Here is an 18,220-nt window from a genome sequence, read left to right on the forward strand (position 1 = left end):
CCGGCGGCGGGATGCCGTCGACCCAGGCTTGGGGTGGAAGAGGCGGCGGTCAGTTCCGCCACTCGCCGGAGCGGAGCCGGGCGATGCGATCTTCCATCGGAGGGTGGGTGGTGCTGAAGCGGGCGGACAGGCTGGCCTTCTGGCCTCCGCCGGCGAGCTGGCTGGCCAGCGGGTTGGCGATGTAGGCGCCGGCCTGGGCCGGGTTGACCGTGCTCGGGATGAGCTTGGTGCCGCGGTCGAGCTTCTCGAGGGCACGGGCGAGCGGTTCGCCGTCGCCCAGGAGCCGGGCGCCGCTGCGGTCGGCCTCGTACTCCCGGCTGCGGCTGAGCGCCTTCTGCAGGAAGAGCGCCGCCATCGGGGCGAGGATGACGAGGGCCAGGGTGCCGAGCAGGCCACCCCGGCGGTCGCGGTTGCCGCCACCGAACATGGCGCCCCACATGGCCATGCGGGCCAGGAAGGTGATGCCCATGGCGACGGCAGCCGCCACCGAGCTGATCAGGATGTCGCGGTTGCGGACGTGGCTGATCTCGTGGGCCAGGACGCCCTGGAGCTCCTCCCACGTGAGCACGTCGAGGATGCCCTGGTTCACGCAGACCGCGGCGTGCTGGGGGCTGCGGCCGGTGGCGAAGGCGTTGGGCTGGGGGTCGGGCGACACGTAGAGGCGGGGCATCGGCATGTCGGCGCGCTGGGCGAGGTCGGCGACGATGGCGTGGTAGCGGGGCATCTGTTCGGCCGACACCTCGACGGCCTTCGCCGACTTGATGGCGAGCTTGTCGCTGAACCAGTAGGAGCCGCCGACGAACACGAAGCCGATGGCCATCCCGATGGCGGCGCCGCCGGTGCCGCCGATGGCGCCTCCGACGATGATCATGAGCCCGCCGATGCCGGCGAGGATCACTGCGGTCTTCAGGTTGTTCTTCATGGCGGGTCCGGGAGGTGTGGTTGCGATGACCGCCGTGCCGGCTCGCCTGGCGGGAGGGGCGAACCGGCACGATCGGTACGTGAGCCAACCTACCGATGGCCCCCGAAAGCACAGCTAAGGCGGCGGTGCGACACCCGCCACATCCCCACGTCAGCTGGGCGGCACGGACCGGTCAGGCCCGCGGCACGCAGCCCCGCCACCGGGTCAGTCGTCCTTGGTGTTGGAGGCGGCCCGGTTGCGGATCTCCTCGACGACGCCGGGGTCGGCGAGCGTGGTGGTGTCGCCCAGCTCGCGGCCTTCGGCCACGTCGCGGAGCAGGCGGCGCATGATCTTGCCGGAGCGGGTCTTGGGCAGGTCATCGGTGAAGATGATCAGCTTGGGCCGGCTGATGGCGCCGATCTTGGTGGCCACGTGCTGGCGCAGCTCCTCACCCACCTCGGGGCTGGCCGTGGTGGTGCCGCGGAGGGTCACGAACGCCACGATGGCCTGGCCGGTGGTGTCGTCCTTGGCACCGACCACGGCGGCCTCGGCCACCTTCGGGTTGTCGACCAGCGCGGACTCGACCTCGGTGGTGGAGATGCGGTGGCCCGACACGTTCATGACGTCGTCGACCCGCCCGAGCACCCACAGGTAGCCGTCATCGTCGATCTTGGCGCCGTCGCCGGCGAAGTACCGGCCCTCGTAGGTGCTCCAGTAGGTGGCGAGGAAGCGGTCGGGGTCGCCCCAGATGCCGCGCAGCATCGACGGCCAGGGGCGCGTCAGCGTCAGGTAGCCCCCGCCCTTGGGCACCACGTTGCCGGCCTCGTCGACCAGCTCGGCTCCGATGCCCGGGAGCGGGAAGGTGGCGGAGCCCGGCTTGGTGGTGGTGGCGCCGGGGAGCGGCGAGATCATGATGGCGCCGGTCTCGGTCTGCCACCACGTGTCGACGATCGGGCAGCGCCCGCCCCCGATCACCTGCTGGTACCAGATCCAGGCCTCGGGGTTGATGGGCTCGCCCACCGAGCCCAGCACGCGGAGCGAGGAGAGGTCGTGCTTCTCGGGCTCCTGCTGGCCCCACTTCATGAAGGTCCGGATGGCGGTGGGCGCCGTGTAGAGGATGGTGATCCCGTAGCGCTCGACGAGGTCCCAGAAGCGGTCCTTGCCGGGCGTGTCGGGCGTGCCCTCGTACATGACCGACGTGGCCCCGTTGGCCAGCGGTCCGTACACGATGTAGCTGTGGCCGGTGACCCAGCCGACGTCGGCGGTGCACCAGTAGACGTCGGTCTCGGGGTGCAGGTCGAACACGTACTTGTGGGTGAAGGCAACCTGGGTGAGGTAGCCGCCGGTGGTGTGCATGATGCCCTTGGGCTTGCCGGTGGTGCCCGAGGTGTAGAGCAGGTACAGGAGGTCCTCGCTGTCCATGGGCTCGGGCGGGCACGAGGCCTCGGCGGCCTCCATGAGCTCGTGGTACCAGTGGTCGCGGCCGTCCACCCAGTCGATGGGGGCGTCTCCACCCGACGAGGTGATCCGGTCGACCACCACGACATCGGTGATCGACGGCGAGTTGGCCACCGCCAGGTCGGCGGTGGGCTTGAGCAGACCGGGCTTGCCCCGGCGCCAGCCGCCATCGGCGGTGATGAGCACCTTGCACTCGGCGTCGTTGATCCGGTCGGACAACGAGTCGGCCGAGAAGCCGCCGAACACCACGGAGTGGGCGGCGCCGACGCGGGTGCAGGCCAGCATGGCCACCACCGCTTCGGGGATCATCGGCAGGTAGATGGCCACCCGGTCGCCCTTGGCCACGCCCAGGCCCTTGAGCACGTTGGCGAACCGCTCGACCTCGGCGAGGAGGGCCGCGTAGGTGATGGCCCGGGTGTCTCCGGGCTCGCCCTCCCAGTGGAACGCGACCCGCTCTCCCTTGCCCGCGGCGACGTGCCGGTCGAGGCAGTTCTCGCTGACGTTGAGCTTGCCGCCGACGAACCACTTGGCGTTCGGGAGCTGCCAGTCGCAGATGGTGTCCCACTCCTGCTGCCAGTCGAGGAGCTCTACGGCCTGGCGGGCCCAGAAGCCCTGGTAGTCCTGATCGGCCTCGTCGTGGAGGAAGTTGGAGGCCACCAGGGCCTGCTCCTTGAACGCCTCCGACGGCGGGAACATCCGCTCTTCGAGCAGGTAGTCCTCGATGGTGGCGCCGACGGGATCGGTGGCGTCGCTCATGGTTGGTGCTCCATTCCCCTGAACCGGCGCGGCATCCTGCCGCCGCGCGGTCGTCACCCTACTGACGGGGTCCGGCGCCGTCGTCGGAGTGACCGACTTCGGGACAGCTGCGGGTGTGGCACGCTTCGGTTCCATGACGAGCGTGAACCCCACCGATGCCACCGACGCCGAAGACCGCGAGGAGCTCACGTGGGAGATGTTCGGGACCGCCACCCGCGCCCTGGCCGAGGCGGTCGCCGCCGACGAGTGGCGGCCCGACATCGTGGTGGCCGTGGCCCGCGGCGGGCTCACCGTGGCCGGCGCGCTGTCGTACGCGCTCGGCGTGAAGAACTGCGGCACGATCAACGTCGAGTTCTACACGGGGGTCGATGAGCGCCTCGATGTCCCGGTCGTGCTCCCGCCGAGCCTCCAGCTGGTCGATGTCACCGGGCTCAAGGTCCTGGTGGTCGACGACGTCGCCGACACCGGCCACACGCTGCGCCTCGTGCGCGAGGTCCTCGCCCAGCACGTCGACGAGGCCCGGACCGCCGTGCTCTACCACAAGAGCCACTCGGTGATCGCGCCCGACTACTCCTGGAAGCAGACCGACGCGTGGATCAACTTCCCGTGGTCGGTGCTGCCCCCGGTGGCCGGGCTCCCGCCCCGCTGACGGGCATCCGGCTCAGTTGCCGGTGTCGCCCGTGATCGTGACGTCGGCGGTCTTGAACGTGTCGGCGGTGGCCTGGTTCAGGCCAACGGGCTCGGGATCGATGCCCAGCGCCGAGCGCAGGAACGCCACGCTGAACTGATCGATCGCCGGGAAGGCCTTGGCGGGATCGAGGTGGTCCTTCTGGCAGCCGTCGTTGGCCAGGCGGAGGAGCTGCTCCCCGAGGTCGAGGCCGGCGGCCTTGACCAGCGCCACCAGGCCGCCCTTGTCGCGGCCGATCAGGCAGATGTCGGAGAACACAAGGTGGCCGGCGTCGGCGATCTGGACGAGGTACTTCGGCGGGTTCATGCCCTCGTAGACCGTCTTGCTGGCCGCGGGCGGGATGATGCCGTCCTTGGTGCCGAGCATCACCATGCCCGGGATGGTGGGGACGGGACGCTCGACGGCCTTGCCGTCGGCGCCCTGACCGGTGCCCACCGAGTACGAGATGAACGCCTTGAAGCGCTTGTCGGACGAGGCGGCCAGGTAGGCGGCACCGGCGCCGGCCGAGTGGCCGGCGACCGCCACCTCGTCGAGGTCGAGGAGCCCGTTGAGCGGTGACGACGACGACTTGGCGTCGGCGATCGCGGCGTCGAGCGAGGCGGACAGCACCTCGGGGTCCTTCCGAGGGGTGACCCCCTGGGCGGCGGTGCCGAGCAGGCCGTCGAGGCTGCGCTCGACGTGGTCGGGCGCGATCACCACGAAGCCCCACGAGGCCAGGTGGGTGACGAGGTCGGCCGACTGCTCGGGGAACCCGGCGTAGCCGTGGCTGAAGACCACGACGGGGTACGGCCCGTCGGTGGCCGGATCGGCGCCGGGGTGGGCGTTGATCTCGTACTGGGGGCGGAGGTCGGCCGAGATCTTGGCCTGCAGCGCCGGCGAGAGGAGGCTGGCGATGTCGAAGGTCTCCTTCGGCAGGTCGGCTGCGCCGGCCGCGGCCGGGTACCAGATGACGACCCGGCGGCCGTCGTCGAGGGCGATGGTGTAGGTGCCCACCGGGTTCGGCCCCTCCTCCACGTACGCCCGGTTGGCGGCGTCGGCTGCTGCCGTGGCGGTGGTGGTGGTTCCCTTCGCACCGGTGGTGGAGGTGTCCGAGTCACCGGAGCTGCAGGCGGCCAGGAGTCCGGCGAGCACGAGGAGCGAACAGGCGAGGGCACGGCGGGTGGTCAGCACGACGCTGACCGTACTGGCATCACGCGCGGCGGACCGGCCTTTGGCACGAAGCCGCCGGGCGGACCTGTGACGACCGGCGGCTGCGGCCGAGCGGAGGTCAGGTCACCACCACTCGAGGACGGTGAACCCGCCGAGCCCGTCGGGGTCGAGCAGGGCCTCGGCCTCGATCGCCCGGCTCTGGCCGGCGATGGCGGCCAGTCCCCCGCCGATGCCCTGCTCGGCCCACACCGCCTGGCCCTCGGCCACGAGCTCGTCGATGCCGTGCGCCGTCAAGAAGTCGTGCTGGGTGCGGCGCTGCGCCGGCTCGCGCACGGCGGCGAGCTGGTCGATGGCCACGTCGCACGTGATGTCGCAGGTCCCCGGCTCCTCCAGCGGGCCGCCGGCGCGCCCGTGATCGGCGTAGGTCCGCAGCCAGGCGTCGCGGGGCAGCGCCGCCAGCTCCTGGGACGTCCGGGCGTAGTCGATGACCACCACCCGGCCGCCGCGGGGCGCGAGGAGGTCGAGCGCCTCGCGCAGCCACGCGGCGGCGTCGGCCTGCACCGGCACCTGGGCGCCGACGGGCACCGGGCCGATCCGCTGGTCGCACCACGCCGTCTGCTCCGGTGCCAGGGGTCGGAGCCCGAACGCGAACCCGTCGACCGCCAGGCCCACCACCACCTCCTGCCACCCGTCATCGGTGCGCTCCACCAAGGCGACGGGCAGGTTGTCGAGCAGCTCGTTGGCGAGCACCACCACCGGCCCGTCGAGCTCGCCGGGAGCGGGGAGGTCGGCCCGGCTGGTGACGCCACCGGGGTGCAGGGCCCACTGGGCCTCCCCCACCTCGACCAGCGTCAGGTGGAGGGCCGTCCCCGATTCGGGGGAGGCTGCGAGGAGCGAGCGGGCCAAGCCTCCCGGACCGGCTCCGGCATCGATCACGTGCAGCCGCTCGGGCCGGCCCAGCTCGTCCCACCAGGCATCGAGGGCCCGGGCCAGCACCGCGCCGAAGAGCGGCCCCACCTCGGGGCTGGTCAGGAAGTCGCGCCGGCGACCGGCCCCGCCGCCCGCCACGTAGAACCCCTGGCCCGGCGCGTAGAGGGCGTTGGCCTGGAACTCATCGAACCCGATGGGGCCGTGCGCTGCGATGTGCTCCACGAGCAGCCGCTCGAGGGGCCGCATGGTTCAGGTCAGCGACCGGCGAGGGCGAAGTTGGCCCCGTGGGCGATGTCGCCGACGATGCCGGGGAACACGCCGACCACGAGGGTGGCCACCAGGGCGATCGCCACGACCGCACCCAGCGGGGTGGGCACCTTGATGGGCGTCACGTCGCCGTCGGGCACGTCGTCCATGAACATCACCCGGACCACGTTGAGGTAGTACGCCAGCGCGATCACGGAGTTGATCGCCATGACCACACCCATCGTGTAGCCGAGCGTGGTGCCCGGCTGGACGACGGCGGTGAACGACTGGAACTTGGCGAACCAGCCGACCGCCGGCGGGATCCCGGCCAGGGCGAACAGGAACGCCGCCATCGAGACGGCGAGCCCGGGGGCATAGGTCCACAGGCCGCCCCACGACTTGATCTCGCCGGTGCCGGTGCGACGGCTGACCGTGATGATCACGGCGAAGGCGCCGAGGTTCACGATGGCGTAGATCAGCAGGTAGGTGAGCACCGAGGTGAGCACCTGGTTGTTGGTGCGCAGCACATCGGCAGCGCCGTCACCGGATCCGAAGACGGCGAGCGGGGCCAGGATGAACCCGGCCTGGGCCACCGACGAGTAGGCGAACAGCCGCACGATGTTGGTCTGGCGCAGGGCGATGACGTTGCCCACCGTCATGGTGAGGACGGCGAGGATGAACATCAGCGGGCGGATGGTGTCGGCCATGCCGTAGAACCCGACGAACACCAGCGACAAGATGGCGACGAAGCCGGCCGCCTTGGAGGCCACCGACAAGAAGGCGGTGACCGGGGTGGGCGCGCCCTCGTAGGTGTCGGGGGCCCAGTTGTGGAACGGGACCGCCGAGATCTTGAACGCGAAGCCGATCAGCACGAACACGATGCCGAGCACCGCGACGGGCTCCTCGCCGAACGATCCGTGGAGCTGGCGGCCGATCTCGCTGAGCAGGGTGGTGCCGGTGCCGCCGAAGATCAGCGACATGCCGTAGAGCATGACCGCCGAGGCGAACACGCCCATCAGGTAGTACTTCATGCCGGCCTCGTTGCCGGTGCGCGTGCGCTTGCGCCAGCCGGCCAGCAGGTACGCCGGGATGGACAGCATCTCGAGGGCGATGAAGATCGAGATCAGGTCTCGGGCCGACGCCATGATGACCATGCCGAACACGGCCGACACCACCAGCAGGTAGTACTCGCCCTCGGCGTAGTCGCCTTCGGCGATGGCGTTGGTGGACAGCAAGATGGTGAGGTAGCCGGCCACCAGGAAGAGGCCGGTGACGACCAGCGAGAAGTCGTCGACCACGAACGCACCGCCGAACAGCACCCGATCGGTGTTGTCGTGGGCGAGGGTGGCCACCGGGATCAGCGCCGCCAGCAGGCCGATGCCGGCGAGCGACGAGGCCGTCCACCGGCTCTGCTCCGTCGTGAACAGATCGACGAGCAGGCACACCACGATGGTGCCGACGAGGATCAGCTCGGGCGCGAGCGCATGCCAGTCGATGGCAGGCCGGGCGAAGGCCGGCGCAGCGGTGGCGAGGACGGTTGCGAGCACCCTCAGCTCCCCGGCAGGTGGATGAGGCTGTGGATCACGGCCTGGTTGGTGACCTTGAAGATCAGGCCCGGGAAGATGCCGAGCACGACGATGAGGATGACCATGGGCGACCAGGCGATGTAGTCGGTGAGGTGCATGTCGTGGATGTGCTCACCCTCGAACTCCTCGGTGGGCGTGCCGAAGGCCACCCGCTGGAGCAGCCAGAGGAGGTAGCCGGCGGCGAACACCGTGCCGATGGCGGCGACCACCATGAACACCCGGAAGAGCTCTTCGCTGAGCCCGGCACCGGGCTGGTAGGCGGAGAGGATGGCCGGGAACTCGCCCCAGAACCCGGCGAGGCCGGGGAGGCCGAGCGAGGCCATGACGCTGAAGCCGAGCAGCCAGCCCATCCGCGGCGCCTGCAGCAGCAGGCCGCCGAGGCGCTTGATCTCGAGAGTGTGGAACCGGTCCTTCACCGAACCGGCGAGGAAGAACAACATGCCGGTGATGAGGCCGTGGGCGACCATGCCGAAGATGGCGGCGTTGATGCCGAACGACGTCAGCGTGGAGATGCCGAGCATCACGTAGCCCATGTGGGCCACCGACGAGAAGGCGATCAGCCGCTTCATGTCGGTCTGGGCGAGACAGCCCAAGGCGCCGTAGATGATGCCGATGACCGCCAGCAGGCCGATGACCGGGGCCCACGACTTGGCGCCGACCGGCAGGATCGGGATGGCGATGCGCACGAAGCCGTAGGTGCCGAGCTTCAGGAGCACGGCGGCCAGGATGACCGAGCCCTGGGTGGGCGCCTGGGTGTGGGCGTCGGGCAGCCAGGTGTGGAACGGGAACATCGGCACCTTGATGCCGAAGCCCATGAAGAAGCCACCGAACACCAGCAGGGCCGTGGCCTTGGCCAGGCCGGCGCCGTGCCAGTGGCTCAGCTCGATGATCGAGAAGGTGTGCATCATGCCCTGGCCGGCGACGTGCACCGTGGGCGACAGGAAGTAGACGGCCAGGATCGACACGATCATGAGGGCCGAGCCGAACGCCGTGTAGAGGAAGAACTTGAGCGAGGCGTACTTGCGCTGCTCGCCGCCCCACACACCGATCATGAAGTACATCGGGAGCAGGACGAGCTCGAAGAAGACGAAGAACAGGAGCAGGTCCTGCGCCACGAAGGTGCCGATCATGCCCGTCTCGAGCAGGAGGATCAGCGCCAGGAACGCCTTCGGGTTGTGGGGCTCGGGGAAGTGGTCCCACGAATAGATGATGACGAGGGGGACGACCAGCATCGTGAGGGCGATCAGCGGCAAGGAGATGCCGTCGAGGCCCACGATGTATCGAGCGTTGATCATCTCGATCCACGACTTGTTCTGTCCGTACTGCAGCACGGCCGTGTGGTCGTAGTCGAAGTCCCACAGCAGTGCGACGCCGACCACGAACACGGCCAGGCTGGTGACCAGGGCCACCACCTTGTGCAGGGTCTCCTCCGACTTGGGGATCGCCAGCAACACCAGCGCTCCCACCAGGGGCAGGAACACGGCGGTGGTGATTCCCCAGCCGTTGAGCAGGTCCTTCACGGTTTCGACTCCCTCGTCCTCAACTAGCGATCACTACGAAGATGGCGGCCAGGATGGTGGCCCCCAAGAACAGGTATGCGGCGTACCACTGGACCTTGCCGTTCTGCGTCTTGCGCAGCACGGAGCCCGAGCCCTCGGCAGCCATGCCGGAGCCCTTCACCACGGTGTCGACCACGCCCTGATCGATCCGGTTGTAGACGAAGCCGCCGGCCACCCGGGCCGACTTGCCGACCTGGTTGACCACGCCATCGATGACGTTCTGGTTGACCCAGTTGGTGGCCCTGGCGAGCGGTCCCTTGACGAACCCGACGATGACGTCGGTGTAGAGCCAGTCCAGGTAGTACTTGTTCTCCAGCACGCGGTAGCCGGCGCGGGCGAACCGGTTGCGCTCGGTGATGCCGTGCGGGCCCTTGTCGTTCCAGTACCACTGGTACGTGAGGAAGATGACGACCAGCGCGATGACCGTGGAGGCGATGGCGATCCACAGCGTGAACTTGGGCGTCCGGAAGAAGATGTCGGCGCTCGGGAAGTAGGCCCCGGTGGGCTGGACGTAGTGCTCGAAGCGCAGCGTCCAGCTCTCGGGCAGGTGGCTGAAGATGCCCGTGTGCGGCAGGTTGAAGAGGCCGACGACGCACGCGCCCGCCGCCAAGATGATCAGTGGGACGGTGATCCGCGGACCGTTCTCGTGCATGTCGTGGGTGGCCGAGGCCCCGCGCGACTCCCCGTAGAACACGTACCAGATGGCCCGGGTCATGTAGCCGGCGGTGCAGAGGGCGCCGATGAGGCCCATGACCACCATCAGCTTGTAGCCGCCCTGGCCGCCGAGGCCGCTGGAACCGGCGAGGATCTCGTCCTTGGACCAGAACCCGGCGAACGGGAACAGGCCGATGAGCGCAGCCGTGCCGATCACGAACGTCCAGAAGGTCTTCGGCATCTTCTTGCGCAGCCCGCCCATGTCCTTCTTCATGTCGAAGGAGTGGATGTGGTGGGCCAGCGAGCCGGAGCCGAGGAAGAGGCAGGCCTTGAAGATGGCGTGGGTGAAGAGGTGGAAGATGCCGGCGGTCCAGGCGCCCACGCCGAGGGCCATGACCATGTAGCCGAGCTGGCTGATCGTGGAGTACGCCAGCACCTTCTTGATGTCGCTCTGGACGAAGGCGAGCAGGGCGCCGAACACCACGGTGACGGCACCGATGACCGCCATCACGTTGATGTTGGCGGTGCCGATCGAGAAGCCGTTGAAGAACACCCCGTAGAGGCGGGCGATGAGGAACACGCCGGCGACCACCATGGTGGCGGCGTGGATGAGCGCCGAGACCGGCGTGGGGCCGGCCATGGCGTCGGGCAACCACGTGTGCAGGATGAACTGACCCGACTTGCTCATGACGGCGGTCATCAAGCACAGCGAGGCCACGAGCAGCAAGAAGTGCGCGTGGTGCGGGTCCTGGCTGAGGTTGGCGGCGTTGGCGAGGGTGTTGATCCGCAGCGTGTTGAACGAGTGCCCGGCGAAGAAGAACAGGATGCTCACGCCGATGAGCAGGCCGATGTCGCCCACGCGGTTGGTGAGGAAGGCCTTGAGGGCGGCGTCGGAGTTGTCCTGCTCCTCCCACCAGTGCCCGATGAGCGCGAACGAGCAGAGGCCCACCAGCTCCCAGCCCACGAGCATCTGCAGCGTGTTCGAGGAGATGACGTAGAAGAGCATCGCCGCGGTGAACAGGCTCAAGAAGGCGAAGTAGTGGGTCTCGCGCCGATCGCCGCCGACGTAGTCGGTGGAGAAGACGTGGACCAGCAGGGAGATGAGCGTGACCACCACGAGCATCAGGGCGCTGAGGCCGTCGATGAGGGTGCCCGCTTCGACCTTGAGCGGCCCGGTCTCGAACCAGGTGACGCTGCGCTCGACCGGCGGGGTGACCGACTCGTGCTCCTCGGTGGTGGTCGCTTCGCCCTTGGCGCCCGCCTCGGTGGCCTCGACCGACTTGGTCACGTGCCCCTCTTCGGTCACGGACACATCGGCGCCGGTGCCGTCGGCCACGTGCTCGAGGGCGGCCGGGTTGGCGGCCTCGGGCGGGTGGTTGACCCGGTTGATCCAGCCGATGCCGACGGTGAGGGCCAGCACGAAGCAGATGGCGACCGAGGCGATGCCGATCTCGGAGCCCTTGTGGGGCAGCTTCTTGCCGAACGCCAAGATGAGGACGAACGACAGCGCGGGGATGAGCGGGATGATCCACACATGGGTCAGCACAGCGCGTCAGCCCTTCATGAGGTCGACCTGGTCAAGGTCAACCGTGCGGTAGTTGCGGAAGATGGCCAGCACGATGGCGAGCCCGATGCCCACCTCGGCGGCGGCCACCGCGATGATGAACAGGGCGAAGACCTGGCCCGAGAGGGCGCCGGTCATGGCGCTGAAGGCGACGAGGTTGATGTTCACCGCGTTGAGGATCAGCTCGATGGACATGAGCACCATCACACCGTTCTTGCGGGACACCACGCCGTACACGCCGATGCAGAACAGGGCCGCGGCGAGGAGGAGGAACTGGTTGAGGAACACGGGTCAGTCCCTCCGAGCGATCACGATGGCGCCCACGAGCGCGGCCAGCAGGAGCAGGGAGACCACTTCGAAGGGGATCAGGTAGGTGCCGAAGATGGCGTCGGACAGCTTCCCGGTGTCGGTGGGCAGGAGGGTGGAGGGGATCTTGTCCTTCCCGAACCCGTCCCACAGCGTGTAGCCGAGCAGGGCGAGCAGCACGAGGCCGCTGCCGGCGCCGAGCAGCCAGTTGTCGCGCGACACCTTCTCGCCGCCCTCCATGGGCGCACGGGTGAGCATGATGCCGAAGAGGAACAGGACCACGATGGCGCCGATGTAGACGAGCACCTGCGTGATGGCGACGAACTCGGCGCCCAGCAGGATGAACAGGGCGGCCACGCCGGCGAGCACCACCACCAAGAAGGCGGCGGCGTGCACCACGTTGGATGCGGTGACCACGCGGATGGCCGAGACGATCATCAGCGTGGCGATGATGCCGAAGGCGATGTTCTGCGCCACGAGCACGGGCGCATCGGCGTTCTGGGTGGCGAGGAGCAGGAGGTTCACCGGGGAACCTTCTTCACCTTGGCGGCGGAGCCGGCTTCGTAGGCCTCGAAGTCGGGGACGGTCTCCATCCACTCACCGAGGCGCTCCTTGTCGTGGAGCAGGTCGGCGATGCGGGGCTCGGAGTACTCGAACTCGGGGCTCCAGAACAGGGCCTCGAACGGGCAGACCTCGACGCAGATGCCGCAGTACATGCACAGCGCGTAGTCGATGTCGAAGCGGTCGAGCGCGGAGACGGTGCGCTCCTTGCCGCCGGGGCGGCGAGGCGGTGCCTTCTCCTTGTGGCCTTCGATGTAGATGCACCAGTCGGGGCAGCTACGGGCGCACAGCATGCAGACGGTGCAGTTCTCTTCCTTGAGGGCGATGACGCCGCGGGCCCGAGGCGCCGGCGACTCCTTCTCCCGCGGGTACTGCACGGTGGCCGCACCCTTGGCGGGCGACGGCGGCTGCATGAACCGCTTGGCGCCTTCGCCCGGCCAGATGGTCTGGGTCATCTCCGAGAAGGTGACGCCCATGCCCTTGATCAGGCCCGGGAGCTTGGGCTTCGGGATGCCGGCCATCAGAACGCAACCTTCAAGATGGTGGTGAGCAGGATGTTGAACAGCGAGATCGGGATCAGCACGGTCCACGCCAGCTTCTGGAGCTGGTCCTCACGGAAGCGGGGGAAGGTGAACCGCACGAAGAAGATGAGCCCGCCGATGAGCATCATCTTGCCGAGCATGATCAGCGGACCGAGCAGGTTGAACCACGCGCTGTCGAGGTCGGCCCAGGCGCTGGGCACGGCCCAGCCGCCCATGAACAAGGTGGCGGCGACGGCGGCGAAGGCACCGGCGGAGGCGAACTCGCCGATGAAGAAGAGCAGGAACCGCATGCCCGAGTACTCGGTGATGTAGCCGGTGACCAGCTCGGACTCGGCGATCGGCATGTCGAACGGGGTCTGGCCCAGCTCGGCCTGCACGGCGATCAGGAAGATGCCGAAGCCGATGATCTGGGTGAAGAAGTACGGGTTGCCGAGGCCGTCGAACCCGAAGATCGAGCCGTTGGCCTGGGCGGCCACGATGCCCGACATGTTCATCGTGCCGGCCTGGATGACCACGCCGATGACGGCGAGGACCATGGGCAGCTCGTAGGCGATGAGCTGACCGGCGGCCCGCAGGCCACCGATGAGGGAGTACTTGTTGGCGGAGCTCCAGCCGGCGAGCAGCACGCCGAGCGCAGAGATCGACGACACCGCGAGCACGTAGAAGATGCCCCCGTTGAAGTTGGTCACGAAGGTCATCTGCGGCCCGAACGGCACCGCCAGGTAGACGAGCAGCACGGTGCTGACCACCAGGTAGGGCGCCAGCTTGAACAGCTTGGCGTCGGCCCGCTCGGGGACGATGTCCTCCTTCTGGAGGAACTTGCCGACCTCGGCGAGCAGCTGCATGGACCCGAACGGCCCGGCTTCCATGGGCCCGAGACGGCTCTGCATGAACGAGACCATCTTGAACAGGAACAGGTACACGAAGGTGCCGGCGGGGAGCAGCACGACGGCGAGGATGCCGAGGCTGCGCAGGAGGGTCTCCTGCCAGTAGTTCAGTTCGATGCCCAGCACGGGTGCGATCACCGGTCGATGTCTCCGAGGATGAAGTACAGGGAGGCGAGGATCGTGACCACGTCGGGCACGTACACGCCGCGGGTGACCCAGGGGATCACGGCCACGTTGTTGAACGACGCGGTGCGGATCTTGACCCGGAAGGGGCCGAGGTCGCCCTTGGACACCACGTAGTAGCCCATCTCGCCGAGCGGGTTCTCGGTGGCCACCCAGGCTTCGCCTTCGGGCACCTTGATGATGCGCGGCACCTTGGCCATGATCGCACCGCTGGGCAGTCCGTCGCACAGCTGGTCGACGATCTTGGTGGCCTCGCGGATCTCCTGGAGGCGCACCCAGAAGCGGGCGAACGAGTCGCCGTCGGGGTGGGTCCAGACCTTCCAGTCGACCTCGTTCCAGGCCAGGCCGACCGGCTGGTCGCGGCGCAGGTCCCAGTCGACGCCCGAGGCGCGGAGGTTGGCGCCCGACAGGCCGTAGGCCAAGGCGACGTCGGCGGGGATGACGCCGATGCCGCGGGTGCGGGCCTGGAAGATCTCGTTGCCCTCGACCAGCGTCTCCATCTGGTCGCAGAAGTCGCGGAGCTTGGACATCGACGCCTTGGTGTCGGCGATCCAGCCGGCGGGCAGATCGTCCTTCAGGCCGCCGATGCGGTCGAAGTTGGGGTGGAAGCGGCCACCGGTGGCCGCCTCGATCTGGTTGAGCACGTACTCCCGGTCGCGGAAGGCGTAGAAGGCCGCCGTGATGGCGCCGATGTGCAAGGCCATGTCGCCGACGAACAGCGAGATGTTGGCGATGCGGGAGAGCTCGAAGAGGATGGTCCGGATCCACTGGGCGCGGGGCGGGGCCTCGACGTCCATCAGCTTCTCGGCGGCCAGGATGAACGGCACCTCGTTGGCGAAGCTGCCCAGCCAGTCGATGCGGTTGACCAGCGTGGTGACCTGCGGGTACGTGCGCACCTCGGTGAGCTTCTCGTAGCCCCGGTGCATGTAGCCCATGATCGGCTCGCACTTGATGACCTGCTCGCCGTCGAGCTTGACGACGATGCGCAGCGTGCCGTGGGTGGCGGGGTGCTGGGGGCCCATGTTGAGGGTCATGCCCTCATCGGTCTCGAACTCGAGGTTGATGCGCCCGTCGGCGGCCTGCGCGTTGGCGTAGGCCAGCTTCTGACGGTCGGAGATCGCCGTCATGAGCTCTCCTCCCCTTCTGCCGCAGCTTCGGGCTCGGCCTCGTCATCGCCGGCCGGCATGGGCTCGACGTCGACGATGCCCGGCCAGGGCTTGACGTGGCGGGCCAGCAGCGGGAAGTCCTTGCGGAGCGGGTACCCCTCGAACTCGCCGGGCAGGTAGAGGTTGAGCAGGTAGGGGTGCCCGGTGAACGTGATGCCGAACATCTCGTGGACCTCGCGCTCGTGCCAGTTGACGCCGGCGAACACCGGGAGCCACGTGGGCAGCGTGAGGTCGTCGTCGGGGAGGTCGACCTTGAGGTTGATCCCCAGCTTGTGGCTGTAGGACTGGGCCCTGGCGATCACCTGGAACCGCGTGTCGCCCCCGGCGTAGCCGGTGACGATCTCGGTGCTCGGCTCGGCGCGGACATCGGTGGGCGAATCCTCGCCCTTGCCGAACGGGCTGGGCAGCCAGTCGATGGCCGACAGGAACTCGAAGGCGCGGAAGCCGAGGGCGTCGCGCACGACGATGCCGGCCTCGCGCCAGGCATCCCGGGCCACGCGGACCCAGAGGTCGTCGCCGACGCGGATGTGGCTCTGCAGCACCGCAGCGCCGAGCTCTTCGGTGAGCTTGGCGACGATCTCCGCACGCGCCTCATCGACGGGCGCCTCGGGCGGGGTCTCTTCCACCGTGTCAGCTGACGACAATGGGATCACCCTTCCAGCGCGTCGCCATGTCTTCCTTGCCGATGCGCTCCTGCAGCAGGACGATGCCCTCGAGCAGGGCTTCGGGCCGCGGCGGGCAGCCCGGCACGTAGACGTCGACGGGGATGATCTGGTCGATGCCCTTGGTGACCGAGTAGCTGTCCCAGTAGGGGCCGCCGCAGTTGGCGCACGAGCCCATCGAGATCACGTACTTGGGATCGGGCATCTGGTCGTAGAGGCGGCGGATGGCCGGGACCATCTTGTCGGTGACCGTGCCGGAGATGCAGACCAGGTCGGCCTGGCGGGGGCTGGCGGGCAGCGGGATCACGCCGAGGCGCATGACGTCGTACCGGGGCGAGCCCAGGGCGGCGCCCATCTCGATGGCGCAGCAGGCCAGGCCCCACTGGAAGATCCAGAGGGAGTACTTGCGGGACGTGTTCAGGAGGGAGGTGAGCGGCTTGGGGAGCTTGCCGCTCTCGACGAGGCCCATCAGGTCACCGGGACGATTCGCTCGGTCAGATCCACTGCAGGACCTTCTTTCGCCATGCGTAGAGGAGCCCGAGTGCGAGCAGGAGGATGAAGGTGATCATCTCGATGGCGCCGAACCAGCCGTACGCCTCGAGCCGCGTCGCCCACGGGAAGATGAAGACCGCTTCGACGTCGAACAGGACGAAGAGCAGGGCGAACACGTAGTACCGGATCGGGCTCTGGGCCCAGCCGTCGCCGACGGGGTCGACACCGGACTCGTAGCTCATGTACTTGTCGGCCTGCGGACGGACCGGACGGATGAGCTTGCCGAGGCTGAGGACCACCGCGAGCAGGCCGAACGCGATCCCTGCGAAGACCGCGACGGTGAGGTAGTTGCGATAGAACTCCGACACGAGTTCGAACCTTAGTGATGTGCCTCACGAGGGGCCAAAGGGACGGGGAGCGCCGTCGACCAGCAGCCGGGCAGCCCCTCTCGCGACCCGCCACTCGTGGTCGGCGATCGACAGCGGCGTCGTCGGTTCGGCCTCGCCCTCCATCCACGGCCACCACTCGTGCGACAGCCCGACCCAGTTCGCCGTGGCGTTGAGATCGCCGAGGAGCGCGGTCAGCCCCAGCTGGATCCGCTGGAGGATGACGAGGTCCTTGGGCACGTCTCCCACCGCCACCAGCGACCGGTGGTCCGCGCTGGACAGGAAGTAGCGGCGCAGCGATTCCTGGGCGTAGTCACGGGTGAAGGTGAACGGACCGTCCTGGGAGAGGTACTCGTAGAAGTGGGCGAAGTAGTCGGCGATCTCGTCGTCGGTCAGGTCGGCGTCCGGAGGCAGGAACCCGGCCTCCTCGACGGCTCGCCGGAAGCCCACGAGGTCCCGGTCGACCACGAACATCTTGACCATGGCGGTGAACGGAGCGAGCTCGTCCGGCTCGAAGCGCTTCACCATCCCGTAGTCGAGGAACGTCACCCGGCCGCCCCCGTGGAAGAGGTAGTTGCCGGGGTGCGGGTCGCCGTTGAACTCGTAGAGCCGGTCCAGGCTCCCGAGGACGAACCGGTAGATGGTCTCGCCCGCCAGGTCGCGCTCGTGCTGGCTCCAGCTCGCCAGCTCCGAGAAGCGGTGACCGGTCGCCAGGTCGGTCGAGAGCACCCGAGCGGTGGAGAGGTCCCGGTGCACCCGCGGCACGTGGATGTGGGGGTGCCCCTCGTACGCAGCGGCGAACCGCTCCTGGTTGTCGGCCTCCATCCGGTAGTCGAGCTCCTCGGTGATCCGCTCGCGGACCTCGGCCAGCAGCTCCTTCGCGTTCACACCCGGGAACATCTTCCGGAGGCCGAGGCCGAAGATCTCGGCCGCAGCCAGGTCGGTGCGGATGGCGTCGTCCACGCCGGGGTACTGGACCTTCACCGCCAGCGCTCGCCCATCGTGGGTCAAGGCGCGGTGCACCTGACCGATCGAGGCCGCGGCGATGGGCATGGGGTCCCACTCGGCGAACAGCTCGGCGAGCGGCGCCCCGAGCTCCTGCTCCACGGTCGCCTCGGCCAGCGCGGGCGCCATGGGAGGGACGTCGTGCTGGAGCCGCTGGAGCAGGTCCCGGTACTTCGGCGCCATGTTGGGATCGAGGAAGCTCGCCAGCTGGCCGAGCTTCATCAGGGCACCCTTCATGTCGCCCAGCATCACGGCTACCTGCTCGACCGACTGCAGCATCCGCTCCTGATCGATCGCGTCGCGCCGCTCGGCATCCGCGAACAGCTTGCGCGCGCTGTCGGCGGCGAGCCCGCTCCCCACCCGCACGGCCCCACCCGCGAGGGGGCCGTAGCGCCCGACGAGGTTCGATGGGCGACCCGGGATGGGGGCTCGGTCACGACGGGTGCGGCGCCGGAGGCCGACGGCCACGGCCGCTCCTACGGCGACGACCGCGACGCCGCACCACCTGACGTCACGCCGATCGACCACGACCGGATCGT

Annotated in this window: 17 protein-coding genes; 1 reads left to right on the forward strand and 16 read right to left on the reverse strand. The window is 68.6% G+C overall.

Annotated features, from left to right (window positions below; all coding sequences use genetic code 11):
- Positions 1-49: 49 nt before the first annotated feature.
- Positions 50-922, reverse strand: a complete 873-nt coding sequence (locus ACPPVX_RS07615; RefSeq protein WP_426574293.1) for a M48 family metalloprotease — start codon at positions 920-922, stop codon at positions 50-52.
- A 204-nt stretch (positions 923-1,126) separates the two neighbouring features.
- On the reverse strand, positions 1,127-3,115 hold the full coding sequence (gene acs / locus ACPPVX_RS07620) for an acetate--CoA ligase (protein ID WP_426574294.1): 1,989 nt from the start codon (positions 3,113-3,115) through the stop codon (positions 1,127-1,129).
- Positions 3,116-3,248: 133 nt separating this feature from the next.
- Between acs and ACPPVX_RS07625 the strand changes: the two genes are divergently transcribed.
- A complete protein-coding gene (locus tag ACPPVX_RS07625) occupies positions 3,249-3,764 on the forward strand; it encodes a phosphoribosyltransferase (RefSeq protein ID WP_426574295.1) in 516 nt (171 codons plus the stop codon).
- A 12-nt stretch (positions 3,765-3,776) separates the two neighbouring features.
- Here the strand turns inward: ACPPVX_RS07625 and ACPPVX_RS07630 are convergent, their stop codons facing one another.
- The 14 genes from ACPPVX_RS07630 to ACPPVX_RS07695 all read right to left on the reverse strand — a co-directional run bounded on the left by ACPPVX_RS07630 (position 3,777) and on the right by ACPPVX_RS07695 (position 18,209).
- The gene (locus ACPPVX_RS07630; protein ID WP_426574296.1) at positions 3,777-4,973 is read right to left on the reverse strand and encodes an alpha/beta hydrolase family protein; all 1,197 of its coding nucleotides are present in this window, start codon (positions 4,971-4,973) and stop codon (positions 3,777-3,779) included.
- A gap of 102 nt (positions 4,974-5,075) precedes the next feature.
- Positions 5,076-6,128 (reverse strand): SAM-dependent methyltransferase, encoded by a 1,053-nt coding sequence (locus ACPPVX_RS07635; protein ID WP_426574297.1) that lies wholly within the window; start codon positions 6,126-6,128, stop codon positions 5,076-5,078.
- Positions 6,129-6,136: 8 nt separating this feature from the next.
- On the reverse strand, positions 6,137-7,675 hold the full coding sequence (locus ACPPVX_RS07640; protein ID WP_426574298.1) for an NADH-quinone oxidoreductase subunit N: 1,539 nt from the start codon (positions 7,673-7,675) through the stop codon (positions 6,137-6,139).
- A gap of 2 nt (positions 7,676-7,677) precedes the next feature.
- Entirely contained in the window at positions 7,678-9,234 is a 1,557-nt protein-coding gene (locus ACPPVX_RS07645) for a complex I subunit 4 family protein (protein WP_426574299.1), read from the reverse strand.
- 19 nt (positions 9,235-9,253) lie between these two features.
- Positions 9,254-11,473, reverse strand: a complete 2,220-nt coding sequence (locus ACPPVX_RS07650; RefSeq protein ID WP_426574300.1) for an NADH-quinone oxidoreductase subunit L — start codon at positions 11,471-11,473, stop codon at positions 9,254-9,256.
- 6 nt (positions 11,474-11,479) lie between these two features.
- Positions 11,480-11,779, reverse strand: coding sequence for an NADH-quinone oxidoreductase subunit NuoK (nuoK, locus tag ACPPVX_RS07655; protein WP_426574301.1), 300 nt, complete (start codon positions 11,777-11,779; stop codon positions 11,480-11,482).
- A gap of 3 nt (positions 11,780-11,782) precedes the next feature.
- Positions 11,783-12,322, reverse strand: a complete 540-nt coding sequence (locus tag ACPPVX_RS07660) for an NADH-quinone oxidoreductase subunit J family protein (protein ID WP_426574302.1) — start codon at positions 12,320-12,322, stop codon at positions 11,783-11,785.
- On the reverse strand, positions 12,319-12,879 hold the full coding sequence (locus ACPPVX_RS07665) for a NuoI/complex I 23 kDa subunit family protein (RefSeq protein WP_426574303.1): 561 nt from the start codon (positions 12,877-12,879) through the stop codon (positions 12,319-12,321). The genes ACPPVX_RS07660 and ACPPVX_RS07665 overlap by 4 nt, the downstream gene beginning before the upstream one ends.
- Entirely contained in the window at positions 12,879-13,925 is a 1,047-nt protein-coding gene (locus tag ACPPVX_RS07670) for a complex I subunit 1/NuoH family protein (protein WP_426574304.1), read from the reverse strand. The genes ACPPVX_RS07665 and ACPPVX_RS07670 overlap by 1 nt, the downstream gene beginning before the upstream one ends.
- Complete coding sequence (locus ACPPVX_RS07675; RefSeq protein WP_426574305.1) at positions 13,922-15,097, reverse strand: NADH-quinone oxidoreductase subunit D; 1,176 nt, start codon at positions 15,095-15,097, stop codon at positions 13,922-13,924. Before ACPPVX_RS07675 ends, ACPPVX_RS07670 begins: the two co-directional genes overlap by 4 nt.
- On the reverse strand, positions 15,094-15,762 hold the full coding sequence (locus ACPPVX_RS07680) for an NADH-quinone oxidoreductase subunit C (RefSeq protein WP_426574306.1): 669 nt from the start codon (positions 15,760-15,762) through the stop codon (positions 15,094-15,096). The genes ACPPVX_RS07675 and ACPPVX_RS07680 overlap by 4 nt, the downstream gene beginning before the upstream one ends.
- Positions 15,763-15,766: 4 nt before the next feature.
- Entirely contained in the window at positions 15,767-16,267 is a 501-nt protein-coding gene (locus ACPPVX_RS07685) for an NADH-quinone oxidoreductase subunit B (RefSeq protein WP_426574307.1), read from the reverse strand.
- Between the two features lie 25 nt (positions 16,268-16,292).
- Positions 16,293-16,658 carry an NADH-quinone oxidoreductase subunit A gene (locus ACPPVX_RS07690; protein WP_426574308.1) on the reverse strand — a complete coding sequence of 122 codons (366 nt, stop codon included), beginning with the start codon at positions 16,656-16,658 and terminating at the stop codon, positions 16,293-16,295.
- A 24-nt stretch (positions 16,659-16,682) separates the two neighbouring features.
- Positions 16,683-18,209 (reverse strand): ABC1 kinase family protein, encoded by a 1,527-nt coding sequence (locus tag ACPPVX_RS07695; RefSeq protein WP_426574309.1) that lies wholly within the window; start codon positions 18,207-18,209, stop codon positions 16,683-16,685.
- Positions 18,210-18,220: the final 11 nt, after the last annotated feature.

The sequence above is a fragment of the Aquihabitans sp. McL0605 genome, assembly GCF_049993875.1.
GTDB lineage: Bacteria > Actinomycetota > Acidimicrobiia > Acidimicrobiales > Iamiaceae > Aquihabitans.

Excerpts from the sequence above, each read along its gene's own strand:
- ACPPVX_RS07625 (WP_426574295.1), top strand. The coding sequence starts at position 3,249 with ATGACGAGCGTGAACCCCACCGATGCCACCGACGCCGAAGACCGCGAG.
- ACPPVX_RS07635 (WP_426574297.1), bottom strand. The coding sequence starts at position 6,128 with ATGCGGCCCCTCGAGCGGCTGCTCGTGGAGCACATCGCAGCGCACGGC.
- ACPPVX_RS07685 (WP_426574307.1), bottom strand. The coding sequence starts at position 16,267 with ATGGGCCTCGTCGAGAGCGGCAAGCTCCCCAAGCCGCTCACCTCCCTC.
- ACPPVX_RS07615 (WP_426574293.1), bottom strand. The coding sequence starts at position 922 with ATGAAGAACAACCTGAAGACCGCAGTGATCCTCGCCGGCATCGGCGGG.
- ACPPVX_RS07665 (WP_426574303.1), bottom strand. The coding sequence starts at position 12,879 with ATGGCCGGCATCCCGAAGCCCAAGCTCCCGGGCCTGATCAAGGGCATG.
- ACPPVX_RS07675 (WP_426574305.1), bottom strand. The coding sequence starts at position 15,097 with ATGACGGCGATCTCCGACCGTCAGAAGCTGGCCTACGCCAACGCGCAG.
- acs (WP_426574294.1), bottom strand. The coding sequence starts at position 3,115 with ATGAGCGACGCCACCGATCCCGTCGGCGCCACCATCGAGGACTACCTG.